Here is a 26994-nt window from a genome sequence, read left to right as displayed (position 1 = left end):
CTCACTGGAGGAGTCATGCGGTGGACCCTGTTCATCCTTTTTTGTCTACTGGGCACGCCTGCCCATGCGGTCGCCATACCCGGCGTGACCACGGGGACATCAACCAGCCAGCAAGCAGCGCCAGAGCCCAGTCCTGAACAAAAAAAAGCGGCCTATGCGGCCCTGGCTGACGTACTGGAGAACGAGGCTTCACGTAACGAATTAATAGCGCAACTCCGCGAAGCCTCAACCACGCCGCCGACCGAGCCGGCGCCAGCGCTTGCGCCGCCTGCGGCCAAAGATGAGAAAACGGTACTGGAGAACGTCACCACCGTTACCCGTCAGTACGGCGATGCTTTCGCTACCCGTTTCGCCCAGCTTTATCGCAACATCACCGATGCGCCGCACAAGCCGTTTAACTCGCAAACCTTCACCAACGCGTTAACCCACTTTTTATTTCTGGCCGTCGCGGTATTTGGTTTTTATAGCGTGATACGGCTTTGCGCCCTGCCGTTATATCGAAAAATGGGCCTGTGGGCGCGCAAGAAAAACCGTGAACGCAGCAACTGGTTACAGCTCCCGGCGATGATCGTCGGCGCGTTTATTATCGACCTGCTGCTACTGGCGCTCACCTTATTTATCGGTCAGATGCTCAGTGATAATTTCCATGCGGGAAGTCGAACTATCGCTTTTCAGCAAAGCCTGTTCCTGAATGCCTTCGCGCTGATAGAGTTCTTTAAAGCGATTCTGCGGCTTATTTTTTGCCCTAATGTACCGGAGTTACGCCCATTCGCGATTCAGGATGCGACAGCGCGTTACTGGAATCGCCGTATGAGTTCGCTTAGCAGTTTGATTGGCTACGGGCTGATTGTTGCCGTTCCGATTATTTCCAACCAGGTGAATGTTCAGGTTGGCGCGATGGCTAATGTGGCGATCATGCTCTGCATCACCATCTGGGCGCTGTACCTGATCTTTAAAAACAAAGCGGAGATTACGCAACATTTATTAAGTCTGGCGGAACGATCATTAGCCTTTTTTAGCCTGTTTATCCGCGCCTTTGCGCTGGTGTGGCACTGGCTGGCCAGCGCTTACTTTATCGTGCTGTTTTTCTTCTCGTTATTCGACCCAGGCAATAGCCTGAAGTTTATGATGGGCGCGACCGTGCGCAGTCTGGCGATTATTGGCATCGCGGCGTTTATCTCCGGTATGTTTACCCGCTGGATAGCGAAAACCATCACCCTGTCGCCCCATACGCAGCGCAATTACCCGGAATTACAAAAGCGGCTTAACGGCTGGCTCTCCTCGGCGCTAAAAGTCGCACGCTTTTTGACCGTCTGCGTCGCCGTTATGCTGTTGCTCAACGCCTGGGGATTATTCGATTTCTGGCACTGGCTACATTATGGCGCGGGGGAAAAGATGGTCGATATCCTCATCCGTATCGCGTTAATCTTATTCTTCTCCGCCGTGGGATGGACGATTCTCGCCAGTCTGATTGAGAATCGCCTGGCCTCCGATATTCATGGTCGCCCGCTACCCAGCGCCCGCACGCGCACGCTGCTGACGCTGTTCCGCAATGCGCTGGCAGTGATTATCAGTACCATAACCATCATGATCGTGTTATCGGAAATCGGCGTCAATATCGCGCCATTGCTGGCTGGCGCGGGGGCGTTAGGTCTGGCTATCTCTTTCGGTTCGCAAACCCTGGTGAAAGATATTATTACCGGCGTCTTTATTCAGTTTGAAAACGGGATGAATACCGGCGACTTAGTCACCATAGGCCCGCTGACGGGGACGGTCGAAAGAATGTCGATTCGCTCCGTCGGCGTGCGGCAGGATACCGGGGCATACCATATTATCCCGTGGTCCTCGATCACCACTTTCGCCAACTTTGTGCGCGGTATCGGCTCTGTTGTCGCCAACTATGACGTGGATCGCCATGAGGATGCGGATAAAGCGAATCAGGCGCTGAAAGACGCGGTAACGGCGCTGATGGAGACGGAGGATATTCGCGGGCTGATTATCGGCGAACCCACGTTCGCCGGTATTGTCGGTTTAACGAACACGGCGTTTACTTTACGCGTGTCGTTCACCACGCTACCGCTCAAGCAGTGGACGGTGCGTTTTGCCCTTGATAGCCAGGTGAAAAAGCATTTTGATCTGGCCAATGTGCGCGCGCCGGTGCAAACGTATCAGGTTCTACCCGCCCCCGCTGGCGGCCCGTCGCCTGATTCACTGCCGCCGCGCGAACCGACGATTTAGCGTTTACGGGTGATAAAACGGCGACGCTGGTCGTCATCCATAAAGGTCCAGGCAATAAAGCGGCTTTGCTTTTGCCCCTGGGCCATCTCTTTTTTCACCACTTTCACCGCGCCAGCCTCCGTCAACGCCCGGTAAAGCGGCGGTAAATTCTCGCCGCGCGACACCAACGTCGTAAACCACAACACCTGACGGCGGAAGGTTTGGCTTTCAGCAATCATTTTTTTAATAAAGGCGACTTCGCCGCCTTCGCACCATAGCTCCTGCTGTTGACCGCCAAAGTTCAGCGCATCATCTTTATTCTGCCCCAAATTGCGGCGCTTACGCTCGCTGCCCGCGCGGGCTGCGGCGGCGGAGTCGTGAAAAGGCGGGTTACAAAGCGTTGCGTCATAAAATTCATTTTTATGAATGATACCGGTAAAAATGGCCGCCGGATCTTTTTGCCGACGCAGACGAATGGCGCGGCTTAACCCCGTATTAGCCTGAATGATAGCCTGCGCGCTGGACATCGCTGCGTCGCTGACTTCACTACCGGTAAATCGCCAGCCATATTCATGGACGCCGATAAGCGGATAAATACAATTGGCGCCCACGCCCACGTCCAGAATAGTTCCCTGCGCCGGAATACTCCCTGTCGTTTCGCCAAGCAGATCCGCCAGATGATGGATATAATCCGCACGACCAGGCACTGGCGGACATAAAAACCCTGGCGGAATGTCCCAGTGTGTGACGGCATAAAAATGCGCCAGCAACGCCTTATTGAGCGCTTTTACCGCTTGCGGATTAGCAAAATCAACGCTCTGTTCACCGGCGGGCGTGCGGATAAGAAAGGACGTCAATTCCGGCGTGGTCTGACACAGTGCGGCGAGATCATAACGGTGTTGATGGCGGTTGCGCGGGTGTAACCCCGGTTTCTGGGCGGACATGGCATTCTCCTTTTAGCAGCGGCGTAAGATACCCGTATAACGCCACGGGGTAAATATACCACCGCGAATTCCCTGCCTCGCTCGTTTGATCGGATATCTGAATGACATTGGTTCTGCTCATGGTCTGAAAAGATCGCGCGATGCGATTTTTTCACCTGACGGCGCTACACTTAACCTCAGGTACCCTAAAATCAGGAGAGCGTGATGGCATCCGGCTGGGCAAATGACGACGCAGTGAATGAACAAATCAACAATACCATTGAAGATGCCGTTGCCCGCGCTCGCGGCGAACTTCCTCACGGCGAAAGTCGCGATGAATGCGAATCTTGCGGCGACCCTATCCCTGAAGCGCGGCGTAAAGCCGTACCGGGCGTTCGGTTATGCATATCCTGCCAACAGGAGAAAGATTTACATAACGCAACATTTTCAGGATATAATCGCAGAGGTTCAAAAGACAGCCAGTTACGCTGACTTTTCTTTACCGAAACCGCCAGTATCATCCATGCCTTTACGCTCATGCTTTTTAGCGTTCTGCGTCGCAGAATGTGCCGTTAACCTCGACTCTGTAAAGCCAGATGACAAGAACGGTAAATTCCACTGTTGAATTAATTAATAATCAATAGGTTATTTGTCATTCAAAAATTTTGAGCAAGGCCGTCAATTCTATTCGATTTTATCTTTCGCAAAAAACCGTGATACTCATCACATCGACGGAACATCGTCCCATAAACAGAATAACCTGCGAGAGATTAATCATGAAAACCATTAAATATGCTGTTGCAGCCATCGCGCTTTCCACCCTTTCTTTTGGCACTTTTGCCGCAGAACCGGTTAGCGCGTCTCAGACGCAAAACCTGCATAAAATCGGCGTAGTGTCTGCCGATGGCGCCACCACGCTGGATGGCCTGGAAGCTAAACTGGCTGAAAAAGCCGCCGCTGCTGGCGCAAGCGCTTATAACATCACCTCCGCCGTGGGTAATGACAAAATGAGCGGCACTGCGGTGATTTATAAATAATTTACCTGCCCGCCAGATTTCAGAATGTAACATCGCTGTTGTTTGAATTCTGACGGGTATTACCCTCGTCTGTTTGCCAACAGACCCACTGCTCCAACCCTCATTAACCCTGTTTGTTACCCTTATTTGCCCGTCCGTCACTGGACGGGCTTTTTTTATTCGCTAAAAGCCTGTTCGACGCGCGCAAGCCCGTCTTCTAACGTCGCTGCCTCTCCCGTCGCAACCAGACAACAGGCCATTTGCGTTTTTAATGATTGCGGCACCGGCTCGTGGCCGGCAAGGCAGCGCTCAATCCAGCGCGCGGTGATTTCAGGATCTTTAGTCGCAGGCAGTGAAAGCGGCTCGTCGTGCGTGTCGCTCTGACGCTCATGCAGTACCTGCACGCCACGGCTATCAATCAGGCTGATTTGCGGACAGCGTTGCGGGTTGGCATAGACTTCGCCTTCGGTACCATGCATCAGCAAAGCCCGCCCGCCAATGCGGCTAAAAAAGGTCGCCACACGCGGGACATATTCAGGGTGAGAAACGCTTGATAAACGCAGCGCGGCATCCTCAGCAAATGGTGTTGCCAGCTTGGCCAGTGAATGCGCGCTGTTGCGCACGCCCATCCGCCAGCGCATCGCCAGCTGTTTTTCCAGCGGCGGGCAGAGCGCGCTCACCGGGATAAACACCGGCTGGCGCCCGTCCAGTTTGGCCTGCGCTTGTCCGCCGTGTAGGGTGGGCACAATCCCCATCAGCTCAAATATTGTTTCCGTCAGTACGCGGGTCGGATCTTCACTGACGCCGTGTACTACAACTGGAAAGCCCAATTTATGCAGCAGGATAGCCAACAACGGCGTTAAATTCGCCTGTTTACGCGCGCCGTTATAGCTGGGAATAACGACCGGCAACGGCCTATCTGCGGGCGGTGTCAGTTTGATGGTATGATTCTGCATGGCCTCATAAAAGCCCAGCATTTCGGCTTCGCCTTCGCCTTTAATACGCAGCGCCATCAATATACTGCCCATTTCCAGGTCGGGGATGTCGCCATTCAGCATTCGGGTATACAAACCGCGCGCGGTATCCAGATCCAGATCGCGGGCGTGATTTTTACCTCGCCCGATCTCTTTGATGATCTTGCGATAATCCATTGAAAGCTCCTTGAAGTGTGCTCACAGCATTAACGCCGTCGGCGGTGTGCAGGTTTTGCTTTTGGTTTTACTATAACGTCTGGCACGGCAGGCTGCTCTATCGGAAAAACAGGTAAGGCATTCAGTAAACGCTGTCCGTAGTTTTTGGTCAACAAACGCTTATCATAAATGACCACTTCTCCCCGACAGGCGTGGCTACGGATCAATCGCCCTACCTGCTGAATTAAATTAAAAGACGCGCTTGGTAAGCTTTGTACCTCAAACGGATAACGATTCAGGCTTTTTAGCCATTCGCCTTCGGTGATCACGACCGGGCTGTCGATCGGCGGGAAGGCAATTTTATGGATATGGACCTGCGTCAGCAGCTCGCCTTTAAGATCCAGCCCTTCGGCAAAAGACTGAAGCCCAACCAGCACGCTGCGTTCGCCGCTCTCCACCCGTTTACGGTGTAGCTCCACCAGCCGGTAACGCGGCTGGTCGCCCTGGACCAGGAGGAGTAAGCGCACATCAGCGACATGCTCCAGAAAACGCTGCATCGCCCGCCCGCTGGCGAACAGTACCAGCATACCATGATGTTTTTTGCTCTCCAGTTGCTCACGAAAATAGGCCGCCATTTCGGCAATATGCTGCTCTTCGTTATCAATGGTGGGTTCGTAGCGCATTTGAGGAATCACCAGTTTCCCCTGTTCCACATGATTAAACGGCGAATCCAGCGCCACAAAGCGGTCGCCGGCTTTTTCTTTTAAGCCGCTCATTTCCTGCAGACGCGAAAAGCTATTGAGCGAGCGCAGTGTCGCCGAGGTGACAATAATGTGCGGTACGCTGCGCCATAACAATCTTTCCAGCTGATCGCTGACGCGGATACCGACACAATGGAACCAGACGTGGAGTTGCCCTTCGCGTATTTCACGCGTCGCCCATTTGGACACCGGCGCGCCTGAAGACTGCGCCATCGAAGCCAGCCGCCATAATTTACTTTGCGCCTCGAACATTCCCAGCGCCCGGTTCATCTGTAAAATCACCCGATGCAAACGCACAATATCGTGCGACCCGGTTTTTTCGCTGAGATCGTTGAGAAAGGATTCCGCCAGCCCACGCAGCGTCTCGGTCAGCTTCGCCAGTCGCTGACAGATTTCCATGACCTCATCAGGCAACTCGCCCATTGCAAAACGGTGCTCCGCCTCCTGCGCTGCGGGCATATACAGATTAAGAATGGCATTGAGCGAGGCGATCAGTTCGTATACCTCCTCGCAATGGGCGTTAAGTCGCTCAGGGTTCGCTAACGGCGGCGTGGTTTTAGGGCGAAACTGCTCCATGCAGGTCGCCACCAGTTTGCTGAACAGATCCAGTTGCAAGCGATACCAGGAGGCGGTAATTTCCGCGCTCATCTCCAGCGCATCGCGAGCGACATCGGGCAGATGATGACCTTCATCCAGTACCAACAGCAGATGCTTTGGTTCCGGCAGTACGGCTTCACTTTCCATCGCCGCCATTACCAGCGCGTGATTCGCCACCACGACTTCCGCTTCCTGTATTTCACGTCGGGCGACAAAGAATGGACATTCGCGGTAATAGTGACAGTTGCGGTTCAGACAACTGGCTTTATCGGTACTTAATCGCCGCCACAGATCGTCGTCAATAGCAATGTCGGTATGATCCCGCAGACCATCCCATTTGTAACCGTCAAGATCCCCTTTCAGCCTGGCGCAACGCTTTTGCTCTTCCTGGTTGTTAGGCGTCAGTTCGTCATCAAGAAAGGCGAGCAGATCCTGCTGCGTAGGCTCGCTACTGGCGAGCGCCGCCAGGTTTCGCGGACACACGTAACGCCCGCGGCCAAAGGCGGCGGTAAAGCGCAGATCGGGGATGATTTTTCGTAGCAGCGGCAAATCTTTGCTAAAGATCTGATCCTGTAACGCCACGTTAGCGGTACTGACCACCAGTGTTTTTTGCTCTTCCCGGGCAATGGCGATACCGGGAATAAGATAGGAGAGGGTTTTCCCGACGCCGGTCGGCGCTTCAATAGCCAGATGTCTCCCTTCTTCCCCGGCCAGCGTTCTGGCGACGTCAGCAATCATCTGCCGCTGCGGCGCACGGGGAATAAAGTCGGGGATCTGGTCCTGAAGCGCCTTATACCAGGCGGCGATTTGCGCTTTCAGCGCAGCGGTCAATGCCATGAGAAAACCTGAAGTACTGTATAAACAGCCACTATTGTGTCACATTTCAGGGGCGGGAAGTACCTTTTTTACCGGTTCTGGAAGGCGGCTCGCAACGCGATGTGTATTTTGCCGGATGGCGGTGCAAGCACCTTATCCGGCCTACGTATTTGCATAGTCCGTAGGCCCGGTAAGCGTCGCGCTACCGGGCATGTTGCCGGATAAAATTTACTGGGCAGGCGTGATTCTGCGCGGGCGACGCGGCGGACGTGCTTTGTCGCCAGCGGGTTTCCCCTCGCCTGTGCGCGGTTTTGGTTTCGCCTTCGCCGCCCCGCTATCCTGACGTCGCGGCTGCTGACTGCGCCCCGCTCCCCCCTGATTTTGTCCGCGTCCACGACCGCCGCCGCCGCGCTGCTGACGACCGTTCTGAATCGGCTCCGCTTTAATCGACGGGTCCGGCTCATAGCCCGGCGTCGTAATGCGTGGGATCTCTTTTTTCAGCAACTTTTCGATATCACGCAACAATTTATGTTCGTCAACACAGACCAGCGACAGCGCCTCGCCAGTTGCCGCCGCGCGACCGGTACGGCCAATACGGTGTACATAATCTTCCGGCACGTTCGGCAGCTCATAGTTGACCACGTGCGGCAGCTCTTCAATATCCAGACCACGCGCCGCAATATCCGTCGCCACCAGCACGCGAATATCGCCGGATTTAAAATCGGCCAGCGCGCGGGTACGTGCGCCCTGCGATTTATTACCGTGGATCGCCGCGCTGCGAATACCGTCTTTATTAAGCTGTTCCGCCAGATGGTTCGCGCCATGCTTGGTGCGGGTGAAGACCAACACCTGCTGCCAGTTGCCCTGGCCAATCATTTGTGACAGCAGTTCGCGCTTACGTTTTTTATCGACAAAGTGCACGTGCTGCGTCACCTGCTCTGAGGCCGTGTTGCGGCGCGCCACTTCGATTTCCAGCGGGTTGCGCAACAGCTTTTCGGCGAGCGCTTTGATGTCGTCGGAGAACGTGGCGGAGAACAGCAGATTCTGACGCTTCGCCGGCAGTTTCGCCAGCACGCGACGGATGTCGTGAATAAAGCCCATATCCAGCATACGGTCGGCTTCATCCAGTACCAGAATCTCAATCTGATCCAGCTTCACGGCATTTTGATGTTCCAGGTCGAGCAGACGTCCCGGCGTCGCCACCAGCACATCCACGCCGCCGCGCAGTTTCATCATCTGCGGATTGATGCTTACGCCGCCAAACACCACCAGCGAGCGAATGTTGAGGTATTTACTGTAATCTCTGACGTTTTCGCCAATTTGCGCCGCCAGCTCGCGGGTTGGCGTGAGGATCAACGCGCGCACCGGGCGACGACCTTTAGCGTGCGGCTGATGGGTAATCAGATGCTGCAACAATGGCAGGGTAAAACCTGCCGTTTTACCGGTTCCGGTCTGGGCGCTGGCCATCAGATCGCGGCCTTCCAGCACGGCGGGAATCGCCTGTTGCTGAATAGGGGTAGGTTCACGGTAACCCTGCTCGGCAATGGCGCGCAGGATATCAGGGTTTAATCCCAGGGAATCAAAAGACATAACTACTCCGGACCGCCCCGACCGTTGCCGGTGTAGTTTTCAGGGAGATGCTCAAATTTGGAATGACAAAAACCACAATGTCATGAAGGGGCGGAGTGTAGCAGTTTTTGTGATGCGGCGCATAAATTATCCTTACGGTGAGCCGCGGGGAAAATGACGCCCCGCGACGGAGATCCATGCGTTATTGTTCAGCAAACGCCTCGCCGTAGAAACTTGCCAGCAGCAGTTGGCGCAGTTCCGATACCAGCGGATAACGCGGGTTAGCGCCGGTACACTGGTCATCGAAGGCATCTTCAGACAGTTTGTCAACGTGTGCCAGGAAGTCAGCTTCCTGCACGCCAGCTTCACGGATAGACTTAGGAATGCCCAGCTCAGCTTTAATGCTTTCCAGCCATGCCAGCAGTTTTTCAATCTTAGCGGCGGTACGGTCGCCCGGCGCGCTCAGGCCCAGGTGGTCAGCAATTTCAGCGTAACGACGGCGTGCCTGCGGACGATCGTACTGGCTGAAAGCGGTCTGCTTGGTCGGGTTGTCATTCGCGTTGTAGCGGATAACGTTACAAATCAGCAGGGCGTTCGCCAGACCGTGCGGAATGTGGAACTGAGAGCCCAGTTTGTGCGCCATGGAGTGACATACACCGAGGAAGGCGTTGGCAAACGCGATACCGGCGATAGTCGCTGCACTGTGAACACGTTCACGCGCAACCGGGTTTTTAGACCCTTCGTGGTAAGACGCCGGCAGGTTTTCTTTCAGCAGTTTCAGAGCCTGCAGAGCCTGACCGTCAGAGAACTCAGAAGCCAGTACGGAAACGTAAGCTTCCAGGGCGTGAGTTACCGCATCCAGACCACCGAACGCACACAGGGACTTCGGCATATCCATCACCAGGTTGGCGTCGACAATCGCCATATCCGGGGTCAGGGCATAGTCAGCCAGCGGATATTTCTGACCGGTTGCATCGTCGGTCACAACCGCAAACGGTGTGACTTCAGAACCGGTACCGGAAGTGGTGGTGACGGCGATCATTTTCGCTTTCACGCCCATTTTCGGGAACTTGTAGATACGTTTACGGATGTCCATAAAGCGCAGCGCCAGCTCTTCGAAGTGAGTTTCCGGGTGTTCGTACATGACCCACATGATTTTCGCGGCGTCCATCGGGGAACCACCGCCCAGCGCGATAATCACGTCCGGTTTGAAAGAGTTAGCCAGCTCAGCGCCTTTGCGCACAACGGAAAGCGTCGGGTCGGCTTCAACTTCGAAGAAGACTTCGGTTTCAACGCCAGCCGCTTTCAGCACAGAGGTGATCTGGTCTGCATAGCCGTTGTTGAACAGGAAGCGGTCAGTCACGATGAGCGCACGTTTGTGGCCATCAGTAATCACTTCATCCAGCGCGATGGGCAGAGAGCCACGGCGGAAGTAGATAGATTTCGGAAGTTTGTGCCACAACATGTTTTCAGCTCGCTTAGCAACGGTTTTCTTGTTGATCAGGTGTTTCGGACCAACGTTTTCAGAGATGGAGTTACCACCCCAGGAACCACAACCCAACGTCAGGGAAGGTGCGAGTTTGAAGTTGTACAGGTCACCGATACCACCCTGAGAGGCCGGGGTGTTGATCAGGATACGCGCGGTTTTCATCATCTGACCGAAGTAAGCAACGCGTTCTGGCTGGTTATCCTGGTCAGTGTACAGGCAGGAAGTGTGACCGATACCGCCCATAGCGACCAGTTGCTCCGCTTTATCTACCGCATCGGCAAAATCTTTTGCTCGGTACATGGCGAGCGTCGGAGAGAGTTTTTCGTGAGCGAAAGGCTCAGAGACGTCCGTTGCACTCACCTCCCCTATCAGAACCTTGCTGTTTTCAGGCACAAAAATGCCGGCAATCTCTGCGATTGTAGCCGCTGACTGGCCGACAATTGCCGCGTTCAGCGCCCCATTTTTGAGCAATACTCCGCCTACAGCTTTCCTCTCTTTTTTATTCAGAATCACCGCGCCGCATTTCGCAAAACGCTCGCGAACGGCATCATAGACGGAATCAACAACGACAACAGACTGTTCAGAAGCACAGATTACGCCGTTATCGAAGGTTTTAGACATCAGGATTGACGCCACAGCGCGTTTGATATCCGCGGTTTCATCAATCACTACCGGAGTGTTACCTGCGCCTACGCCGATAGCCGGTTTGCCGGAGCTGTATGCTGCTTTAACCATGCCTGGACCACCCGTCGCAAGGATCAGGTTAATATCCGGGTGGTGCATCAGCGCGTTAGACAGTTCTATGGAAGGTTGATCGATCCAGCCAATCAGATCTTTCGGCGCGCCGGCAGCGATAGCCGCTTGCAGAACGATATCTGCCGCTTTGTTGGTTGCCTCTTTAGCGCGCGGATGCGGAGAAAAGATGATGGCGTTACGGGTCTTCAGGCTAATCAGCGACTTGAAAATCGCGGTAGAGGTCGGGTTGGTTGTCGGAACGATGCCGCAAATAATACCGACAGGTTCAGCAATCGTAATGGTCCCGAAAGTGTCGTCTTCTGACAGCACGCCGCAGGTCTTTTCATCTTTATAGGCGTTATAGATATATTCGGAAGCGAAGTGGTTTTTAATCACTTTGTCTTCCACGATGCCCATACCAGACTCGGCGACCGCCATTTTGGCCAGCGGAATGCGGGCATCAGCGGCGGCCAGAGCGGCGGCGCGGAAGATTTTGTCTACCTGTTGTTGCGTGAAACTCGCGTACTGACGCTGGGCTTTTTTGACGCGCGCAACCAGCGCGTTTAATTCTTCAATGGAATTAATCGACATGGAAACCTCGAACGGAAACAGAGAAGCGCCGCCGCAGAACGCGGCGGCGAAAGTCATTAACGCAGACGATGCTTAATTTTTTCTACCATCATCGCGGTGGAGATGCCGTAGCGATCGTGCAGCGTCGGCAGCGCGCCGGCCAGCAGGAATTCGTCAGGCAAACCAACGGTATCCAGCTCACAGCGTACGCCTTTGCGCATCAGCAGCGCGGCAACCGCCTCCCCTAACCCGCCGACCGAGGTATGGTTTTCCGCGGTCATCACCAGGCGACCGGGCTTCGACGCCTGCTCAATAATCGCTTTTTCATCAAGTGGCTTGATTGTCGGCACGTGCAGTACGGCCACGCTGATATTATCGGCGCGTAGCTTTTCAACCGCCTCCAGAGCACGCATGGTCATCAGCCCGGAAGAGATAATCAGCACATCATTGCCGTCCTCCAGCAGTTTCGCCTTGCCCAGCTCAAACTGATAGTCGTACTTATCCAGCACCAGCGGCACCTTACCGCGCAGCAGGCGCATATACACCGGGCCGTTATGGTCAGCAATTGCCGGTACCGCCTGCTCTATCTCCAGCGCATCGCAAGGATCGACGATAACCATGCCGGGAATGCCGCGCATAATCGCCAGATCTTCGGTTGCCTGGTGGCTTGGGCCATAACCCGTCGTCAGGCCCGGCAGCGCTGCGCAGATCTTCACGTTCAGATGCTCTTCGGCGATCACCTGATGGATAAAATCATAGGCGCGACGGGTGGCAAACGCAGCGTAGGTGGTAGCGAAGGGAATAAATCCCTCTTTCGCCATGCCCCCCGCCGCGCCCATCAGCAACTGTTCCGCCATTCCCATCTGGAAAAAGCGATCCGGGAAAGCCTGGGCGAAAATATGTAGATCGGTATATTTTGACAGGTCCGCGGTCATACCGACGATTTCCGGGCGCTGCGCCGCCAGTTTTGACAGCGCGACGCCAAACGGCGCAGGGATCGTCGCCTGGCCTTCATCGGCGATAGAAGCAATCATCGCGGACGTTTTTAAACGTGGTTTACTCTGGCTCATTACAGCACTCCTTCCGGTTTGTTAGCGTCCAGCACCGCAATCGCTTTTTGCCACTCGTCAGCATCGACGCGAATAAAATGGTTCTTATCGCGGGTTTCGAGGAACGGCACCCCTTTGCCCATCAGCGTGTCGCAGAGAATGACCCGCGGCTGGTTGCCGGCATGACTTTTCGCGTTGTCAAAGGCCGCAATCACCGCGGCCAGATCGTTACCGTCCACGCGCTGTACGTACCAGCCGAAAGCGGCCCATTTTTCATGCAGCGGCTCAAAGCCGAGGATTTTGCGCGAATCGCCGTCCGCCTGCTGTTTGTTGACATCAACGATGTTAATCAAGTTAGTCAGGCCATAGTGGGCTGCCGACATCGCCGCTTCCCAGGTTGAACCTTCGTCCAGTTCCCCATCCGACATAGAGTTATAAACCCAGGACGTGCTGCTCTTTTGCTTCAGCCCGAGCGCCATTCCTACGGCAATGGACAGCCCCTGCCCCAGCGAACCACCGGACATCTCCATCCCCGGCGTGTAGGTCGCCATCCCCGACATCGGCAGGCGGCTGTCGTCGGAACCGTAGGTTTCCAGCTCCTCTTCCGGGATAATTCCCGCTTCCAGCAGCGCCGCATAATAGGCGATGGCGTAATGGCCGTGAGAGAGCAGGAAGCGGTCGCGCCCTTCCCACTCAGGGTCTTCCGGACGGTAGGTCATCGCGTGGCTGAACGCGGTTGCCAGCACATCGGCATAGCCCAGAGCCTGGCCGATATAGCCCTGTCCCTGAACTTCCCCCATTTGCAGGGCGTAGCGGCGGATGCGCCACGCCGCTGCGGCGACTTTTTGTGATTCGGTCATCTTCATCTCATTGCCTCGCTTAGTGAATTAACATGCCGCCGTTAACATCCAGGGTGATACCGGTGGAGTAGGACGCGAGATCGCTTCCCAGGAACAGCGCGGCGCGCGCGATGTCTACCGCATCGCCCAGGCGGTTCATCGGGATCCCGGCAAGGATGTTGGCCGTCATTTCATCGGTCAGCTTACCGGCGGTGATGTCGGTCTGAATCAGCCCCGGAGTGATGCAGTTTACGCGGACGTTATCGGGGCCAAGCTCACGCGCCATCGCCCGCGCCAGACCGAGCACGCCGGCTTTTGCCGCGCTGTAGTGCGGGCCGCCGAAGATACCGCCGCCGCGCTGGGCGGAAACGGAGGAGATGCAGACAATGCTGCCGGATTTTTGCGCTCTCATGACCGGGATAACCGCCTGTGACATCAACAGCGTGCCGCGCAGGCTGACGTCAAGCACCGCGTCATAATTAGCGCGCTTAATGTCCATTAGCTTCAGCGGCTGAGTAATACCGGCGTTATTCACCAGTACATCGACCCGACCATATTTAGCTATGATCTGTTCAATTGCCGCCTGAACCTGAACTTCGTCAGCGACGTTTGCCGCCAGCCCGAGATGACCTTCGCCTAATGCCGCAGCCGCGGCTTCACTGGCTTCGCCATTGAGGTCGATAATGACCACTTTAGCGCCGTTTTCAGCAAATAATTTCGCGGTAGCAAAACCCAAACCGCGTGCGGAGGCCGCGCCAGTAATAATGGCGACTTTATCTTTTAATAACATATTTTCACTCCATGACATTACGTCATATTAATTAACAGGATATATTTCCGTTATTGTGGCTCATCGAGGAAGAGAATAACCACCAGACCAATTGCTGCGCAGATACCGAAATAGGTAAATACAGAATTAAAGCTGCCGGTCTTATCAAGTAAAAAACCCGCAGCCATCGGAGCGACAAACCCACCGAGGTTGCCGCCGCTATTGATAATAGAAGAGGCAATGGGATAAGTTTTCGTATCCGAAACCGCCATACCGTATGCTGTGAATGCGGGCCAGCCAATATTCAGGCATAAACCGACGAAGAATAACCCAACACATACCGCCCAGGTGCTTGCCGGAATATTCAGCATAATTAACATCATGACCACGGTGGAAATAGCGGTAAACATCATCGTTGGCTTACGACGACGGCCTAATACTTTATCCGAAATCCATCCGCCGCCAATCGCGCCAATAAACCCGCCGATGCACGGCATACTGGCTACAAACCCCATACTCATGACATCAAAACCGCGCTCTTTTACTAAATAGAGCGGAATCCAGGTTAATAAGCCGTACAGCACGCTAACCATCATAAAATAGGCCAGGCAGTCACCGAGGATATTTTTGGAGGTGAATAATCCTTTTGCCGTATCGATAGGCGCCATTTTTTTCACCCGAATAATTTTATCCAGCAAAGTGAAACGATCGGCAATTAATATATTTTCCCGTACGGTGTTTTTATGGATATCACGCCCGGCATTAATCTCCTCCAGCTCACTTTGCGAAACAAATCCGCTCTCTGAAGGTTTTGACTTAACCAGTAAATACCAGGCAATCGCCGCCACGATCCCCGGGATCGCAAAGGAGAAAAAGACCCACCGCCAGCCCCAGGTGACCGCAATCCACACCGCCAACGGCGGCACGATAATCGGCGCAAACATGGTGGCCGCGATATAAACGCCGGTTGCCGTGGCTTTCTCTTTCGGCGGGAACCAGTTATTAATCGTTGAAGCCAGCCCCACCGGGCATGGTCCTTCGCTAAGCCCCAGTCCCAATCGCACCATCTTCAGGCTAAACACCGAACTTACCGTGCCCATCAGCCAGGTGAAAGCGGAAAAGCCGAAAATTGATAGTGAAACTAACCCCCGCGTGCCGCGTTTGGCGATAAAAAAACCTGCCGGGATCTGGCTTACCGCGTAGCCAAGGAAAAACATACTGGCGATGGCTCCGGCTTCAAAGTTGTTGATATGAAACTCATCAATGATAAACGGCAGCACCGCGCCGATATTGGTTCTGTCGGCGTAATTTATTGCATACACCAGGAAAATCATCGTCAAAACCACCAAACGATATTTTGTCTTCCTGGCGTCAGTACAGACTACAGTATCTATACGTGACATAGGGTATCCTCATTATTGTTTTATATTTTCGCGAACCTTACCGCATCGCGCCTTGTTATCAGGCCTGTGGTTGCAATATAACAATCCCCAAAAGAAACGGTATTCAAAAAACCTCAATTATGAATGAGGAAAATTTGCTTCGTGACTGGATTCAAATTATTGTCGAATCAGCTTGACCGACAGAAATGGCAGATAAAACTGTTAACTTCATCACGAATTACCCCATAACTTATTTTTCGCCTATGTTAAGCTGACCAGGTATTAGGGGAGTAACTGCTGAATTTACTTCCTGGGGTAATAAAATTGGGCGATCATCATTCCATTCACCGGAGATAATCATGAACCAGCCACTACAGAATAAAAGCTTGCCTGTGCCATCTTTACGCAATATCCAGGCATTCATTGAAGTGGCTGATACCAACAGCCTGAATCTGGCAGCTGAAAATCTCAATGTTACGGCCTCCGCGGTAAGCCATCAGATAGCCAGTCTGGAACAGTATCTGGGAAAGAAACTTTTTTCGCGCAGCAGTAAAGGCGTCGTATTGACCGCGATTGGTGAAAAATATTTAAAAGAGGTTTCGGGGGCGTTAAACATTATTGGACAGGCTACCAACCAGGTCATAAATGATATTCACCAGGATTATTTACGCATACATTCAGCACCGAGTTTTGGATTACTATGGTTGATGCCCCGTCTGAATAAATTTCGCCAGGCCTGGCCTGAGCTTAAAATTAGCCTGACCTGTTCTTACGAAAGTATTCAGTTCTCCCGTGATAATATCGACATCGATATCCGCCACGGCCTTTCACAATGGCCGACGCTGGTCGTCAAAACCATAAAAAATGAACGTATGCTCCCCTATACGTCATCGACTTATTTAGCGAGTCATAGCATTCAAAACATTGAAGATTTACTGGGTTGCGATCTTATTCATTCAGATAGCACGCTGATCAACTGGAGCAACTGGCTGTCCTGGCATAAGGTTCGCGGCTGGAATAAAAACTTTATTTTTAATTTTGACCGTTCCTATATGAGCATTGAGGCTGCACGTATGGGCATGGGGATTATTCTTGAAAGCAATTTACTGGCCGGACAAAGCGTTAGCCAACGCCACCTGGCGCCCGTTTTTACGACTGACGTGAGTATGCCGGTTAACGCTCACCACTTCGTTTTGCCACACCACAATGAACAAAAAGAGAAAGTGAGGATATTCTTTAATTGGGTTTCCAAAGAGCTAAGCCGCGAAGGATTTCAGATCTAATAGCTGGCGGTAGACAAACCTGAAATGTGCGCCTAAAGTTAATCAATCGATTGATTAAGACTTAGGGCGTGTGATGAATATTCCCACCACGACCACCAAGGGCGAGCAGGCGAAAAGTCAGCTCATTGCCGCCGCGCTGGCACAGTTTGGCGAGTATGGCCTCCATGCCACCACGCGCGATATCGCCGCGCTGGCGGGGCAAAATATTGCCGCTATTACTTACTATTTCGGCTCAAAAGAGGATTTATACCTCGCCTGCGCCCAGTGGATTGCCGATTTTCTTGGCGAAAAATTTCGCCCCCATGCTGAAAAAGCGGAACGTCTGTTTAGCCAGCCTGTCCCTGACCGGGACGCCATACGCGAGCTTATTCTGCTCGCCTGCAAGAACATGATTATGCTGCTGACGCAGGAAGACACCGTTAACCTGAGCAAATTCATTTCACGCGAGCAGCTCTCTCCCACGTCGGCCTATCAATTGGTTCATGAACAGGTTATCGATCCGTTGCACACCCATCTGACAAGATTGGTTGCCGCTTATACCGGCTGCGACGCCAATGATACGCGCATGATTTTGCATACCCATGCCTTACTGGGCGAAGTGCTGGCGTTCCGTCTCGGCAAAGAAACTATTCTGTTACGTACCGGCTGGCCGCAGTTTGATGAAGAAAAAGCGGAGCTGATTTACCAGACGGTAACCTGCCACATCGATCTTATTCTGCACGGTTTAACGCAAAGGAGTCTGGACTGATGAAAAAACCTGTCGTTATCGGACTGGCAATCGCAGCGATCGTCGCTGTGATTGCCGGTGGAACCTGGTGGTATCAAAGTCGGCAGGACGATGGGCTGACGCTATACGGTAATGTCGATATCCGTACCGTCAATATCAGCTTTCGCGTCGGCGGCAGGCTGGCGTCGCTGAATGTTGATGAAGGCGATGCCATCAAAGCCGGACAGGTGCTCGGCGAACTGGATCACGCGCCATACGAAAACGCGCTGATGCAGGCGAAAGCTGGCGTGTCGGTCGCGCAGGCGCAATATGATTTGATGCTGGCAGGCTATCGCGATGAAGAGATAGCCCAGGCCGCCGCCGCCGTCAGACAGGCGCAAGCCGCCTATGACTACGCGCAAAACTTTTATAACCGTCAGCAAGGATTGTGGAAAAGCCGCACCATTTCCGCTAACGATCTGGAAAACGCCCGCTCATCGCGCGATCAGGCGCAGGCGACTCTGAAGTCCGCGCAGGATAAACTGAGCCAGTACCGTACCGGTAATCGTGAACAGGATATCGCCCAGGCGAAAGCCAGCCTGGAACAGGCAAAGGCCCAACTGGCGCAGGCGCAGCTTGATTTACAGGACACCACGCTTATCGCGCCTGCCAACGGAACCTTGCTCACCCGCGCGGTCGAGCCTGGCAGTATGCTGAACGCCGGCAGCACGGTATTAACGCTCTCGCTGACCCGCCCCGTCTGGGTGCGCGCCTATGTTGATGAACGCAACCTCAGTCAGACGCAACCGGGGCGCGACGTTCTGTTGTATACCGACGGTCGTCCTGACAAACCTTACCACGGCAAGATTGGTTTCGTTTCACCCACCGCGGAATTTACGCCGAAAACCGTCGAAACGCCGGATCTGCGTACCGATCTCGTCTATCGCCTGCGCATTATCGTCACCGATGCGGACGATGCGTTACGCCAGGGGATGCCAGTCACGGTGAAATTTAATGACGAGGCACGGCATGAGTGAGGCCGTTATTACGCTGCACGGTCTGACGAAGCGCTTTGCGGGAATGGATAAACCCGCCGTCGCGCCGCTCGACTGTACCATTCATTCCGGTTATGTCACCGGGCTGGTAGGGCCGGACGGCGCAGGAAAAACCACGCTGATGCGTATGCTGGCGGGCCTGCTCAAAGCCGATGGCGGCAACGCGTCCGTATTAGGCTTCGACCCGATACAAAACGACAGCGAGCTGCACGCGGTTCTGGGCTATATGCCGCAGAAATTCGGTCTGTATGAAGATCTTACCGTCATGGAGAACCTTAATCTCTATGCCGATTTGCGCAGCGTTACCGGCGAGATACGGGAAAAGACCTTTGCCCGTTTGTTGGAATTTACCGCCCTCGGCCCTTTCACTGGCCGTCTGGCGGGGAAATTGTCCGGCGGGATGAAGCAAAAACTGGGGCTGGCCTGTACGCTGGTCGGCGAACCGAAAGTGCTGCTGTTGGATGAACCGGGCGTTGGCGTTGACCCGATTTCACGGCGCGAGTTGTGGCAAATGGTCCACGAACTGGCGGGCGACGGGATGCTAATCCTCTGGAGCACCTCCTACCTCGACGAAGCCGAACAGTGCCGCGATGTGCTGCTGATGAATGAAGGCGAGCAGCTCTATCAGGGCGAACCTAAAGCGCTGACGCAAACGATGGCCGGTCGTAGCTTTCTGATGAGCAGTCCACAGGAAAACAACCGTAAGTTGCTACAGAGAGCGCTCAGACTGCCGCAGGTGAGCGACGGCATGATTCAGGGACGTTCGGTACGCCTGATCCTGAAAAAAGAGGCGACCGCAGCAGATATTCGCCAGGCCGAAGGGATGCCGGAAATCACCCTCAATGAGACCGCGCCGCGCTTCGAAGATGCGTTTATCGATCTGCTTGGCGGAGCGGGAACCTCGGAGTCTCCGCTGGGTTCAATCCTGCATACGGTTGAAGGCACTGCCGGCGAAACGGTGATTGAAGCGCAGGAACTGACGAAAAAATTTGGCGATTTCGCGGCCACGGACCATGTTAATTTCGTCGTACAGCGCGGCGAGATTTTTGGCCTGCTCGGCCCGAACGGCGCGGGTAAATCAACCACCTTTAAAATGATGTGCGGCCTGCTGGTGCCGACATCCGGCAAGGCGCTGGTGCTGGATATGGATCTGAAAGTCAGCTCCGGCAAAGCCCGTCAGCATCTGGGCTATATGGCGCAAAAATTTTCGCTTTACGGCAACCTGACGGTTGAGCAGAACCTGCGTTTTTTCTCCGGCGTCTACGGTTTGCGGGGCCGCGCGCAAAATGAAAAAATTCAGCGCATGAGTGAAGCGTTTGGTCTGAAAAGCATCGCGTCGCATCCCACCGATGCGCTGCCGCTGGGCTTTAAACAGCGACTGGCGCTGGCCTGCTCGCTGATGCACGAACCGGATATTTTATTCCTTGATGAACCAACGTCCGGGGTTGATCCCCTCACCCGCCGTGAATTTTGGCTGCACATTAATAGCATGGTGGAAAAAGGGGTCACGGTAATGGTGACGACCCACTTTATGGATGAGGCGGAATATTGCGATCGCATCGGACTGGTTTATCGCGGGAAGCTTATCGCCAGCGGTACGCCGGACGATCTCAAAGCGCAGGCCGCCGATGAGCAACAGGCCGATCCGACGATGGAGCAGGCCTTTATCACTCTCATCAATGACTGGGATAAGGAGCATACGCATGAGTAAGTCTCTCTCCTGGCGCCGCGTGCGTGCGTTGTGCGTCAAAGAGACGCGCCAGATCGTGCGCGATCCCAGTAGCTGGCTGATTGCGGTGGTGATCCCGCTGCTGTTGCTGTTTATTTTTGGTTACGGCATTAACCTTGACTCCAGCAAGCTGCGGGTGGGGATTCTGCTTGAACAGCAAAGCCAGGAGGCGCTGGATTTCACTCATGCGATGACCGGTTCACCCTATATCGACGCGACCATTAGCGATAATCGTCATGAATTAATTGAAAAAATGCAGGCTGGACGCATTCGCGGACTGGTGGTGATTCCGGTGGATTTCGCGCAGCAAATGGCGCGCGACGGTGACAGCGCGCCGATTCAGGTGATTACCGACGGCAGCGAGCCAAACACCGCCAACTTCGTTCAGGGTTATGTTGAAGGCATCTGGCAAATCTGGCAACAGCAGCGGGCGGAAGATCGCGGCGACACCTTTGAACCGCTCATCGACGTCCAGACGCGCTACTGGTTTAACCCGGCGGCGATCAGTCAGCATTTTATTATTCCCGGGGCGGTGACCATTATCATGACGGTAATTGGCGCAATCCTCACCTCGCTGGTCGTTGCCCGCGAATGGGAGCGCGGCACGATGGAGGCGCTGCTCTCAACCGAAGTGACGCGTGTTGAACTGCTGCTGTGTAAGCTTATTCCCTATTACTTTCTCGGTATGCTGGCGATGCTGCTCTGTATGCTGGTATCGGTGTTTATTCTCGGCGTGCCGTATCGCGGTTCGCTGGTGATTCTGTTTATCATCACCAGTCTGTTTTTACTGAGTACGCTGGGGATGGGGCTGTTGATTTCCACCATCACTCGCAACCAGTTTAACGCCGCGCAGGTGGCGCTGAACGCCGCGTTTTTACCCTCGATTATGCTGTCCGGATTTATCTTCCAGATAGACAGTATGCCTGCGGTGATCCGCGCGGTGACCTATATTATTCCGGCGCGCTATTTTGTCAGCACCCTGCAAAGTCTGTTTCTGGCCGGCAATATTCCGGTCGTGTTAGGCGTTAACGTACTGTTTTTAATCGCCTCGGCGGTGATGTTTATTGGCCTGACGTGGCTAAAAACCAAACGACGGCTGGATTAAATATGTGTATGGATAATTGTCGTCGTAGGCCGGATAAGGCGTTCACGCCGCCATCCGGCATTATGCCTGATGCGCTTTGCTTATCAGGCCTACAAACTGGACTGAGAGGACGGACATGTTTCATCGCTTATGGACGTTAATTCGCAAAGAACTGCAATCGCTTTTACGCGAACCGCAAACGCGCGCGATCCTGATTCTGCCGGTGCTGATTCAGGTCATCCTGTTTCCGTTCGCCGCGACGCTTGAAGTCACTAACGCGACTATCGCTATCTACAACGAAGATAACGGCAAACATTCGGTAGAACTTACCCAGCGCTTTGCCCGCGCGAAAGCGTTTACCCATGTGCTATTGCTGAACAGTCCGCAGGAGATCCAGCCGACTATCGATACGCAAAAAGCGCTGCTGCTGGTGCGCTTCCCGGCGGATTTCTCGCGGAATCTGGATACCTTCCAGCCTGCGCCGATGCAACTCATTCTTGATGGACGTAACTCCAACAGCGCGCAAATCGCCGCCAATTATCTGCAACAGATCGTCAAGGAGTATCAGCAGACATTGCTGGACGGCAAGCCAAAGCCCAACAATAGCGAACTGGTGGTACGCAACTGGTATAACCCGAATCTGGACTACAAGTGGTTTGTGGTGCCCTCGCTGATCGCCATGATCACCACTATTGGCGTGATGATCGTCACTTCGCTGTCCGTCGCCCGCGAGCGTGAACAAGGCACTCTGGATCAGCTGCTGGTCTCTCCGCTCACCACCTGGCAGATTTTCGTTGGTAAAGCGGTGCCGGCGCTGATTGTCGCGACCTTCCAGGCCACGATCGTGCTGGCTATCGGCATTTGGGCATACCAAATTCCCTTCGCCGGTTCGTTAGCGCTGTTTTATTTCACGATGGTGATTTACGGGCTGTCGCTGGTAGGGTTTGGCCTACTGATATCATCGCTTTGCGCCACGCAACAGCAGGCGTTTATCGGCGTCTTTGTCTTTATGATGCCGGCGATTTTGCTCTCGGGGTATGTCTCGCCGGTGGAAAATATGCCGGTCTGGCTGCAAAACCTGACGTGGATAAATCCTATCCGCCACTTTACTGATATTACCAAGCAAATTTATCTTAAGGATGCGAGTCTGGGAATTGTCTGGGGAAGTTTGTGGCCGCTACTGGTGATAGCGGCCACCACGGGTTCAGCGGCGTATGCGATGTTTAGACGCAAAGTGATGTAGCTTTTTATCTTTCGCCAGTAGCGAGACCACGGCGGGCCCGGCCAGGATAGCCAGCCCCGCCAGCGCCAGCAAAACATTGTTTTGCAATACGCGGGATAGCAGCCAGAGGACAATCAGCGCGGTGCCGAAGTACCAGGTGGTAGTCAGCTCTTCCAGCACATCCGCCACATCGCGCCAGCGTTGCTCATGATGGCGCTGCAACGCCAGCATCAGCAGTACCGTCACGCCATAAAGCACGCATAATCCCAGGCCGACGCGCACTAATGTGCCGCTCATCCAGCCTATTACCAGCATCGCCACTACCAGTAAATGCAACATAATCTGCCAACAACCGAGGCCGGTTGCGACACGAACGCGTTGTTGCCACTTCATGGCTTTTCTCCTGAAGCATTTTTCTCTCATTATTCAGAGTACCGAACTTTACGGAAAATTCCGTAAGACCGCATCTTTTTGTGACGACGACTACACTATTTCAATCAGGATAGTGACGCGGACAGGAAGAAAATGACTCAACACACGCGAAATTTTTCATTCAAAGTGCTCACAATTAATACGCACAAAGGTTTTACCGCCTTTAATAAACGCTTCATCCTGCCGGAGCTGCGCGACGCCGTCAGAACGGTCGGCGCCGATATCGTCTGTCTGCAAGAAGTGATGGGCGCGCATGAAGTACATCCGCTGCATATCGAAAACTGGCCGGACACTACCCACTATGAATTTTTGGCCGACACCATGTGGAGCGATTTCGCCTATGGCCGCAATGCGGTCTATCCGGAAGGCCATCACGGTAACGCGGTTCTTTCTCGCTATCCCATTGAACATTATGAAAATCGCGACGTCTCGGTCGGCGGTAGCGAAAAACGCGGCGTGCTCTATTGCCGCATTACGCCGCCCATGCTCAACCGCCCTATCCACGTCATGTGCGTACATCTCGGCCTGCGGGAGAGCCACCGCCAGGCGCAGTTAACCATGCTGGCGGGATGGGTGAATGCCTTGCCGGAATCAGAACCGGTGCTGGTGGCCGGAGACTTTAATGACTGGCGGCAAAAGGCCGGCCCGCCGTTAAACGCGGCCGGGCTGGAGGAGATATTCACCCGTGCCCATGGCCGACCGGCGCGCACATTCCCGGTGAGTATGCCGCTGCTGCGACTCGATCGTATTTACGTCAAGAATGCGAACGCCAGTTCTCCTACGGCGCTACCGCTGCGGAACTGGCGACATTTATCAGACCATGCCCCCCTTAGCGCGGAGATCCATCTATGAAATGCGGCTGGCGTGAAGGTAATCAAATTCAGCTACTGGAAAACGGCGACCAGTTCTATCCTGCCGTGTTTGAGGCTATCGCTCAGGCACAGCAAAAAATCATTCTGGAAACCTTTATCTTGTTTGAAGATGAGGTGGGTAAAAAACTCCATGCCGCTCTGCTAAAAGCCGCACAGCGCGGCGTAAAAGCCGAAGTATTACTCGACGGCTACGGCTCTCCCGATCTCAGCGACGCGTTTGTCGGCGAATTAACCTCGGCGGGCGTGATTTTCCGCTATTACGACCCCCGCCCGCGTCTACTGGGGTTGCGAACCAATATCTTCCGCCGAATGCACCGCAAAATTGTGGTGATTGATGATCGTATTGCCTTTGTCGGCGGCATTAACTACTCCGCCGAACATATGTCGGATTACGGCCCGCAGGCGAAACAAGACTACGCGGTACGGGTCGAAGGGCCTGTTGTGGCCGATATCCTGCAATTCGAAGTCGAGAATCTGCCGGGGCAAAGCCCCGCGCGCCGCTGGTGGAAGCGCCATCACCAGGCTGAAGAAAACCGTCACCCCGGCGAAGCGCAGGCGCTGTTTGTCTGGCGGGATAATGAAGAGCACCGCGACGATATCGAACGTCATTATCTGAAAATGCTGACCCAGGCAAAGCGTGAAGTGATTATCGCTAACGCCTATTTTTTCCCCGGCTATCGCTTGCTCCACGCAATGCGTAAAGCCGCCCGCCGTGGCGTGAGCGTAAAACTGATTGTCCAGGGGGAACCAGACATGCCGATAGTCAAAGTCGGCGCGCGGTTGCTCTATAACTATCTGGTGAAGGGCGGCGTGCAGGTTTATGAATACCGACGCCGTCCGCTGCATGGCAAAGTGGCGCTGATGGACGATCACTGGGCCACGGTAGGGTCGAGTAATCTCGATCCGCTCAGCCTGTCGCTTAACCTTGAAGCTAACCTGATCATTCACGATCGTACTTTTAACCAGACCCTGCGCGATAACTTACAAGGCATCATCGTGAACGATTGTAAGCAGGTCGATGAGTCTATGCTGCCGAAACGCACCTGGTGGAACCTGACCAAAAGCGTGCTGGCGTTCCACTTTTTACGTCATTTCCCGGCGCTGGTCGGCTGGCTACCTGCGCATACCCCGCATCTGGCGCAGGTTCCCCCGCCTGCCCAGCCAGAAATGGAAACCCAGGATCGCGTTGATCCAGAAAATACAGGAGTGAAGCCCTAATGGCTAAATCGCATCCGCGCTGGCGGCTGGCTAAAAAAGTGCTGACCTGGCTGTTTTTTATTGCGGTCGTCGTTCTGCTGGTGGTTTATGCTAAAAAGGTCGACTGGGGTGATGTCTGGACCGTCATCCGCGACTATAACCGCACGGCGCTTTTAAGCGCTGTGGGACTGGTGATCGTTAGCTATCTTCTGTACGGCTGCTACGACCTGCTTGGACGGCTTTATTGCGGCCATAAGCTGGCGAAGCGACAGGTGATGTTGGTATCGTTCGTCTGCTATGCCTTTAACCTGACGCTCAGCACCTGGGTCGGCGGGATCGGGATGCGTTACCGACTATACTCTCGCCTCGGGTTGCCCGGCAGTACTATCACGCGTATTTTCTCACTCAGCATTACCACTAACTGGCTGGGCTATATTCTGCTTGGCGGCATCATTTTTACCTTCGGCATTGTCCAGCTTCCCGACCACTGGTATATCGATGAAGGCACGCTACGTATTCTCGGTATCGTTTTATTGTTGATTATCGCGGTCTATCTGTGGTTTTGCGCCTTTGCGAAGCGGCGGCATATGACGATTAAAGGGCAGAAACTGGTGCTGCCGTCATGGAAATTCGCGCTGGCGCAGATGGCGATCTCCAGCGCGAACTGGATGGCGATGGGCGCCATTATCTGGCTGCTGATGGGTCAGGATGTGAACTATTTCTTTGTGCTGGGCGTACTGCTGGTGAGCAGTATCGCGGGCGTCATCGTGCATATTCCGGCAGGCATCGGCGTGCTGGAGGCCGTATTCCTTGCGTTGCTGGCGGGCGAACATACGTCGCAAGGCACGATTATCGCCGCCCTGCTCGCGTACCGCGTGCTTTACTATTTTATTCCCCTGTTGCTGGCGCTGGTGTGCTATCTGATCCTGGAGAGCCGGGCGAAGAAGCTGCGGGCGAAAAACGAGCGGGCGATGGCAAAATAAATTTAAGCAGACGCGTTTTCGCTTTCCTGCACAACGCGTTTTATCCGGTAAAAATAAACATATGCTGAGAAAAAAGACGTATTCATCTGTAAGCGGGAAAAAAGCAGCAATGACCAGCTAAACAGCAGCAGGAGCACTTCGTGAAACTCGCCCATGAATACTGATGACAGGGTACAGAACGTTGCCAACGTAACGGAAATAATGGCCAGTAATAGCGCATAGCGGTAAATAATGACCCCGCTCATTCTTCCTTTAAGCAGGAGCTGATTTGACGGGGTAAGAAAAGCGATATAGCCCACGGCCAGAAAGAAGACCAGCTCCAGATGCTTTTTATTGTGCAGCTCAAACTGCGCAATAACCATGTTTATACTGACGATCCATGTCATGGTCATCATGATCGCCGTAAGCCCAATAACGCCTCCGTGAGGAATACCTTGTTCATACCAGTTTTTTTTGTAGTGGCTGGCCGGATACACAGGTAACTTAATTTCTGGCGGGATCAACTGCCCTTTTTTCACCAGCTCCGCCAGTGTTTTTCCTGTTAGCCACGTCATCAGGTTCATGGGCTT

At 53.9% G+C, this 26994-nt stretch carries 23 protein-coding genes; 12 read left to right on the top strand and 11 right to left on the bottom strand.

Annotation, left to right across the window (positions count from 1 at the left end):
• The first annotated feature begins 15 nt into the window (after positions 1-15).
• Positions 16-2238 carry a mechanosensitive channel protein gene (gene ybiO / locus ACLJQD_RS08540; RefSeq protein WP_017441938.1) on the top strand — a complete coding sequence of 741 codons (2223 nt, stop codon included), beginning with the start codon at positions 16-18 and terminating at the stop codon, positions 2236-2238.
• Here the strand turns inward: ybiO and rlmF are convergent.
• Entirely contained in the window at positions 2235-3161 is a 927-nt protein-coding gene (rlmF, locus tag ACLJQD_RS08535) for a 23S rRNA (adenine(1618)-N(6))-methyltransferase RlmF (RefSeq protein WP_017441937.1), read from the bottom strand. The two genes, ybiO and rlmF, sit on opposite strands and share 4 nt — an antisense overlap.
• A gap of 204 nt (positions 3162-3365) precedes the next feature.
• Between rlmF and ACLJQD_RS08530 the strand changes: the two genes are divergently transcribed.
• Positions 3366-3632, top strand: a complete 267-nt coding sequence (locus tag ACLJQD_RS08530) for a DksA/TraR family C4-type zinc finger protein (protein ID WP_000146332.1) — start codon at positions 3366-3368, stop codon at positions 3630-3632.
• A gap of 284 nt (positions 3633-3916) precedes the next feature.
• The gene (gene ybiJ, locus ACLJQD_RS08525; RefSeq protein ID WP_017441936.1) at positions 3917-4177 is read left to right on the top strand and encodes a DUF1471 family protein YbiJ; all 261 of its coding nucleotides are present in this window, start codon (positions 3917-3919) and stop codon (positions 4175-4177) included.
• A gap of 155 nt (positions 4178-4332) precedes the next feature.
• Here the strand turns inward: ybiJ and ybiB are convergent, their stop codons facing one another.
• The 8 genes from ybiB to ACLJQD_RS08485 form a co-directional block, all read right to left on the bottom strand.
• Positions 4333-5307 carry a DNA-binding protein YbiB gene (gene ybiB / locus ACLJQD_RS08520; protein ID WP_017441935.1) on the bottom strand — a complete coding sequence of 325 codons (975 nt, stop codon included), beginning with the start codon at positions 5305-5307 and terminating at the stop codon, positions 4333-4335.
• 29 nt (positions 5308-5336) lie between these two features.
• The gene (gene dinG, locus ACLJQD_RS08515) at positions 5337-7481 is read right to left on the bottom strand and encodes an ATP-dependent DNA helicase DinG (protein ID WP_017441934.1); all 2145 of its coding nucleotides are present in this window, start codon (positions 7479-7481) and stop codon (positions 5337-5339) included.
• 207 nt (positions 7482-7688) lie between these two features.
• Positions 7689-9050, bottom strand: a complete 1362-nt coding sequence (gene rhlE, locus ACLJQD_RS08510; protein WP_000007065.1) for an ATP-dependent RNA helicase RhlE — start codon at positions 9048-9050, stop codon at positions 7689-7691.
• Positions 9051-9231: 181 nt separating this feature from the next.
• Positions 9232-11844, bottom strand: coding sequence for a bifunctional acetaldehyde-CoA/alcohol dehydrogenase (gene adhE, locus ACLJQD_RS08505; RefSeq protein ID WP_024137344.1), 2613 nt, complete (start codon positions 11842-11844; stop codon positions 9232-9234).
• Between the two features lie 56 nt (positions 11845-11900).
• Positions 11901-12893 (bottom strand): transketolase family protein, encoded by a 993-nt coding sequence (locus tag ACLJQD_RS08500; RefSeq protein ID WP_000083414.1) that lies wholly within the window; start codon positions 12891-12893, stop codon positions 11901-11903.
• Positions 12893-13738, bottom strand: coding sequence for a transketolase (locus ACLJQD_RS08495; RefSeq protein ID WP_000784291.1), 846 nt, complete (start codon positions 13736-13738; stop codon positions 12893-12895). Before ACLJQD_RS08495 ends, ACLJQD_RS08500 begins: the two co-directional genes overlap by 1 nt.
• Before the next feature lie 13 nt (positions 13739-13751).
• The gene (locus ACLJQD_RS08490; protein ID WP_000924695.1) at positions 13752-14501 is read right to left on the bottom strand and encodes an SDR family NAD(P)-dependent oxidoreductase; all 750 of its coding nucleotides are present in this window, start codon (positions 14499-14501) and stop codon (positions 13752-13754) included.
• A gap of 50 nt (positions 14502-14551) precedes the next feature.
• Positions 14552-15883 (bottom strand): MFS transporter, encoded by a 1332-nt coding sequence (locus ACLJQD_RS08485; RefSeq protein WP_001518324.1) that lies wholly within the window; start codon positions 15881-15883, stop codon positions 14552-14554.
• A 338-nt stretch (positions 15884-16221) separates the two neighbouring features.
• Between ACLJQD_RS08485 and ACLJQD_RS08480 the strand changes: the two genes are divergently transcribed.
• From ACLJQD_RS08480 to ACLJQD_RS08455, 6 genes are all read left to right on the top strand, one after another.
• A complete protein-coding gene (locus tag ACLJQD_RS08480) occupies positions 16222-17145 on the top strand; it encodes a LysR substrate-binding domain-containing protein (protein ID WP_001075547.1) in 924 nt (307 codons plus the stop codon).
• Between the two features lie 73 nt (positions 17146-17218).
• Complete coding sequence (gene cecR / locus ACLJQD_RS08475) at positions 17219-17893, top strand: transcriptional regulator CecR (protein ID WP_001025260.1); 675 nt, start codon at positions 17219-17221, stop codon at positions 17891-17893.
• The gene (gene hlyD / locus ACLJQD_RS08470) at positions 17893-18888 is read left to right on the top strand and encodes a secretion protein HlyD (protein ID WP_017441932.1); all 996 of its coding nucleotides are present in this window, start codon (positions 17893-17895) and stop codon (positions 18886-18888) included. Before cecR ends, hlyD begins: the two co-directional genes overlap by 1 nt.
• A complete protein-coding gene (locus ACLJQD_RS08465) occupies positions 18881-20617 on the top strand; it encodes an ATP-binding cassette domain-containing protein (RefSeq protein WP_017441931.1) in 1737 nt (578 codons plus the stop codon). The genes hlyD and ACLJQD_RS08465 overlap by 8 nt, the downstream gene beginning before the upstream one ends.
• The gene (locus tag ACLJQD_RS08460) at positions 20610-21740 is read left to right on the top strand and encodes an ABC transporter permease (protein WP_000045765.1); all 1131 of its coding nucleotides are present in this window, start codon (positions 20610-20612) and stop codon (positions 21738-21740) included. The genes ACLJQD_RS08465 and ACLJQD_RS08460 overlap by 8 nt, the downstream gene beginning before the upstream one ends.
• 115 nt (positions 21741-21855) lie before the next feature.
• Positions 21856-22962, top strand: a complete 1107-nt coding sequence (locus tag ACLJQD_RS08455) for an ABC transporter permease (protein ID WP_000469044.1) — start codon at positions 21856-21858, stop codon at positions 22960-22962.
• Here ACLJQD_RS08455 and ACLJQD_RS08450 read toward each other — a convergent pair.
• Positions 22924-23334: a YbhQ family protein gene (locus ACLJQD_RS08450; RefSeq protein WP_000871970.1), complete on the bottom strand. Its 411-nt coding sequence runs from the start codon at positions 23332-23334 to the stop codon at positions 22924-22926. The two genes, ACLJQD_RS08455 and ACLJQD_RS08450, sit on opposite strands and share 39 nt — an antisense overlap.
• Positions 23335-23466: 132 nt before the next feature.
• On the opposite strand from ACLJQD_RS08450, the gene ACLJQD_RS08445 reads away from it, so the two are divergent.
• The 3 genes from ACLJQD_RS08445 to ACLJQD_RS08435 are packed head-to-tail and all read left to right on the top strand — an operon-like array spanning position 23467 to position 26425.
• Positions 23467-24225 carry an endonuclease/exonuclease/phosphatase family protein gene (locus ACLJQD_RS08445; protein ID WP_000192039.1) on the top strand — a complete coding sequence of 253 codons (759 nt, stop codon included), beginning with the start codon at positions 23467-23469 and terminating at the stop codon, positions 24223-24225.
• Positions 24222-25463, top strand: coding sequence for a cardiolipin synthase ClsB (clsB, locus tag ACLJQD_RS08440; protein WP_000649639.1), 1242 nt, complete (start codon positions 24222-24224; stop codon positions 25461-25463). Before ACLJQD_RS08445 ends, clsB begins: the two co-directional genes overlap by 4 nt.
• Positions 25463-26425: a YbhN family protein gene (locus ACLJQD_RS08435; protein ID WP_001129817.1), complete on the top strand. Its 963-nt coding sequence runs from the start codon at positions 25463-25465 to the stop codon at positions 26423-26425. Before clsB ends, ACLJQD_RS08435 begins: the two co-directional genes overlap by 1 nt.
• Positions 26426-26427: 2 nt before the next feature.
• Here ACLJQD_RS08435 and ACLJQD_RS08430 read toward each other — a convergent pair whose 3' ends face one another.
• Complete coding sequence (locus ACLJQD_RS08430) at positions 26428-26988, bottom strand: hypothetical protein (protein WP_017441930.1); 561 nt, start codon at positions 26986-26988, stop codon at positions 26428-26430.
• Between the last annotated feature and the right edge of the window lie 6 nt (positions 26989-26994).

Source organism: Salmonella sp. SAL04214 (assembly GCF_046550615.1).
Taxonomy (GTDB): domain Bacteria; phylum Pseudomonadota; class Gammaproteobacteria; order Enterobacterales; family Enterobacteriaceae; genus Salmonella; species Salmonella enterica.
The sequence above is the reverse complement of the archived record's forward strand: the minus strand, read 5'-3'. Positions and strand labels throughout refer to the sequence as shown.

Bases quoted from the DNA above. Each gene is read 5' to 3' on its own strand.
- ybiO (WP_017441938.1), top strand. From the start codon at position 16: ATGCGGTGGACCCTGTTCATCCTTTTTTGTCTACTGGGCACGCCTGCC.
- rlmF (WP_017441937.1), bottom strand. From the start codon at position 3,161: ATGTCCGCCCAGAAACCGGGGTTACACCCGCGCAACCGCCATCAACAC.
- ACLJQD_RS08530 (WP_000146332.1), top strand. From the start codon at position 3,366: ATGGCATCCGGCTGGGCAAATGACGACGCAGTGAATGAACAAATCAAC.
- ybiJ (WP_017441936.1), top strand. From the start codon at position 3,917: ATGAAAACCATTAAATATGCTGTTGCAGCCATCGCGCTTTCCACCCTT.
- ybiB (WP_017441935.1), bottom strand. From the start codon at position 5,307: ATGGATTATCGCAAGATCATCAAAGAGATCGGGCGAGGTAAAAATCAC.
- dinG (WP_017441934.1), bottom strand. From the start codon at position 7,481: ATGGCATTGACCGCTGCGCTGAAAGCGCAAATCGCCGCCTGGTATAAG.
- rhlE (WP_000007065.1), bottom strand. From the start codon at position 9,050: ATGTCTTTTGATTCCCTGGGATTAAACCCTGATATCCTGCGCGCCATT.
- adhE (WP_024137344.1), bottom strand. From the start codon at position 11,844: ATGTCGATTAATTCCATTGAAGAATTAAACGCGCTGGTTGCGCGCGTC.
- ACLJQD_RS08500 (WP_000083414.1), bottom strand. From the start codon at position 12,893: ATGAGCCAGAGTAAACCACGTTTAAAAACGTCCGCGATGATTGCTTCT.
- ACLJQD_RS08495 (WP_000784291.1), bottom strand. From the start codon at position 13,738: ATGAAGATGACCGAATCACAAAAAGTCGCCGCAGCGGCGTGGCGCATC.
- ACLJQD_RS08490 (WP_000924695.1), bottom strand. From the start codon at position 14,501: ATGTTATTAAAAGATAAAGTCGCCATTATTACTGGCGCGGCCTCCGCA.
- ACLJQD_RS08485 (WP_001518324.1), bottom strand. From the start codon at position 15,883: ATGTCACGTATAGATACTGTAGTCTGTACTGACGCCAGGAAGACAAAA.
- ACLJQD_RS08480 (WP_001075547.1), top strand. From the start codon at position 16,222: ATGAACCAGCCACTACAGAATAAAAGCTTGCCTGTGCCATCTTTACGC.
- cecR (WP_001025260.1), top strand. From the start codon at position 17,219: ATGAATATTCCCACCACGACCACCAAGGGCGAGCAGGCGAAAAGTCAG.
- hlyD (WP_017441932.1), top strand. From the start codon at position 17,893: ATGAAAAAACCTGTCGTTATCGGACTGGCAATCGCAGCGATCGTCGCT.
- ACLJQD_RS08465 (WP_017441931.1), top strand. From the start codon at position 18,881: ATGAGTGAGGCCGTTATTACGCTGCACGGTCTGACGAAGCGCTTTGCG.
- ACLJQD_RS08460 (WP_000045765.1), top strand. From the start codon at position 20,610: ATGAGTAAGTCTCTCTCCTGGCGCCGCGTGCGTGCGTTGTGCGTCAAA.
- ACLJQD_RS08455 (WP_000469044.1), top strand. From the start codon at position 21,856: ATGTTTCATCGCTTATGGACGTTAATTCGCAAAGAACTGCAATCGCTT.
- ACLJQD_RS08450 (WP_000871970.1), bottom strand. From the start codon at position 23,334: ATGAAGTGGCAACAACGCGTTCGTGTCGCAACCGGCCTCGGTTGTTGG.
- ACLJQD_RS08445 (WP_000192039.1), top strand. From the start codon at position 23,467: ATGACTCAACACACGCGAAATTTTTCATTCAAAGTGCTCACAATTAAT.
- clsB (WP_000649639.1), top strand. From the start codon at position 24,222: ATGAAATGCGGCTGGCGTGAAGGTAATCAAATTCAGCTACTGGAAAAC.
- ACLJQD_RS08435 (WP_001129817.1), top strand. From the start codon at position 25,463: ATGGCTAAATCGCATCCGCGCTGGCGGCTGGCTAAAAAAGTGCTGACC.
- ACLJQD_RS08430 (WP_017441930.1), bottom strand. From the start codon at position 26,988: ATGAACCTGATGACGTGGCTAACAGGAAAAACACTGGCGGAGCTGGTG.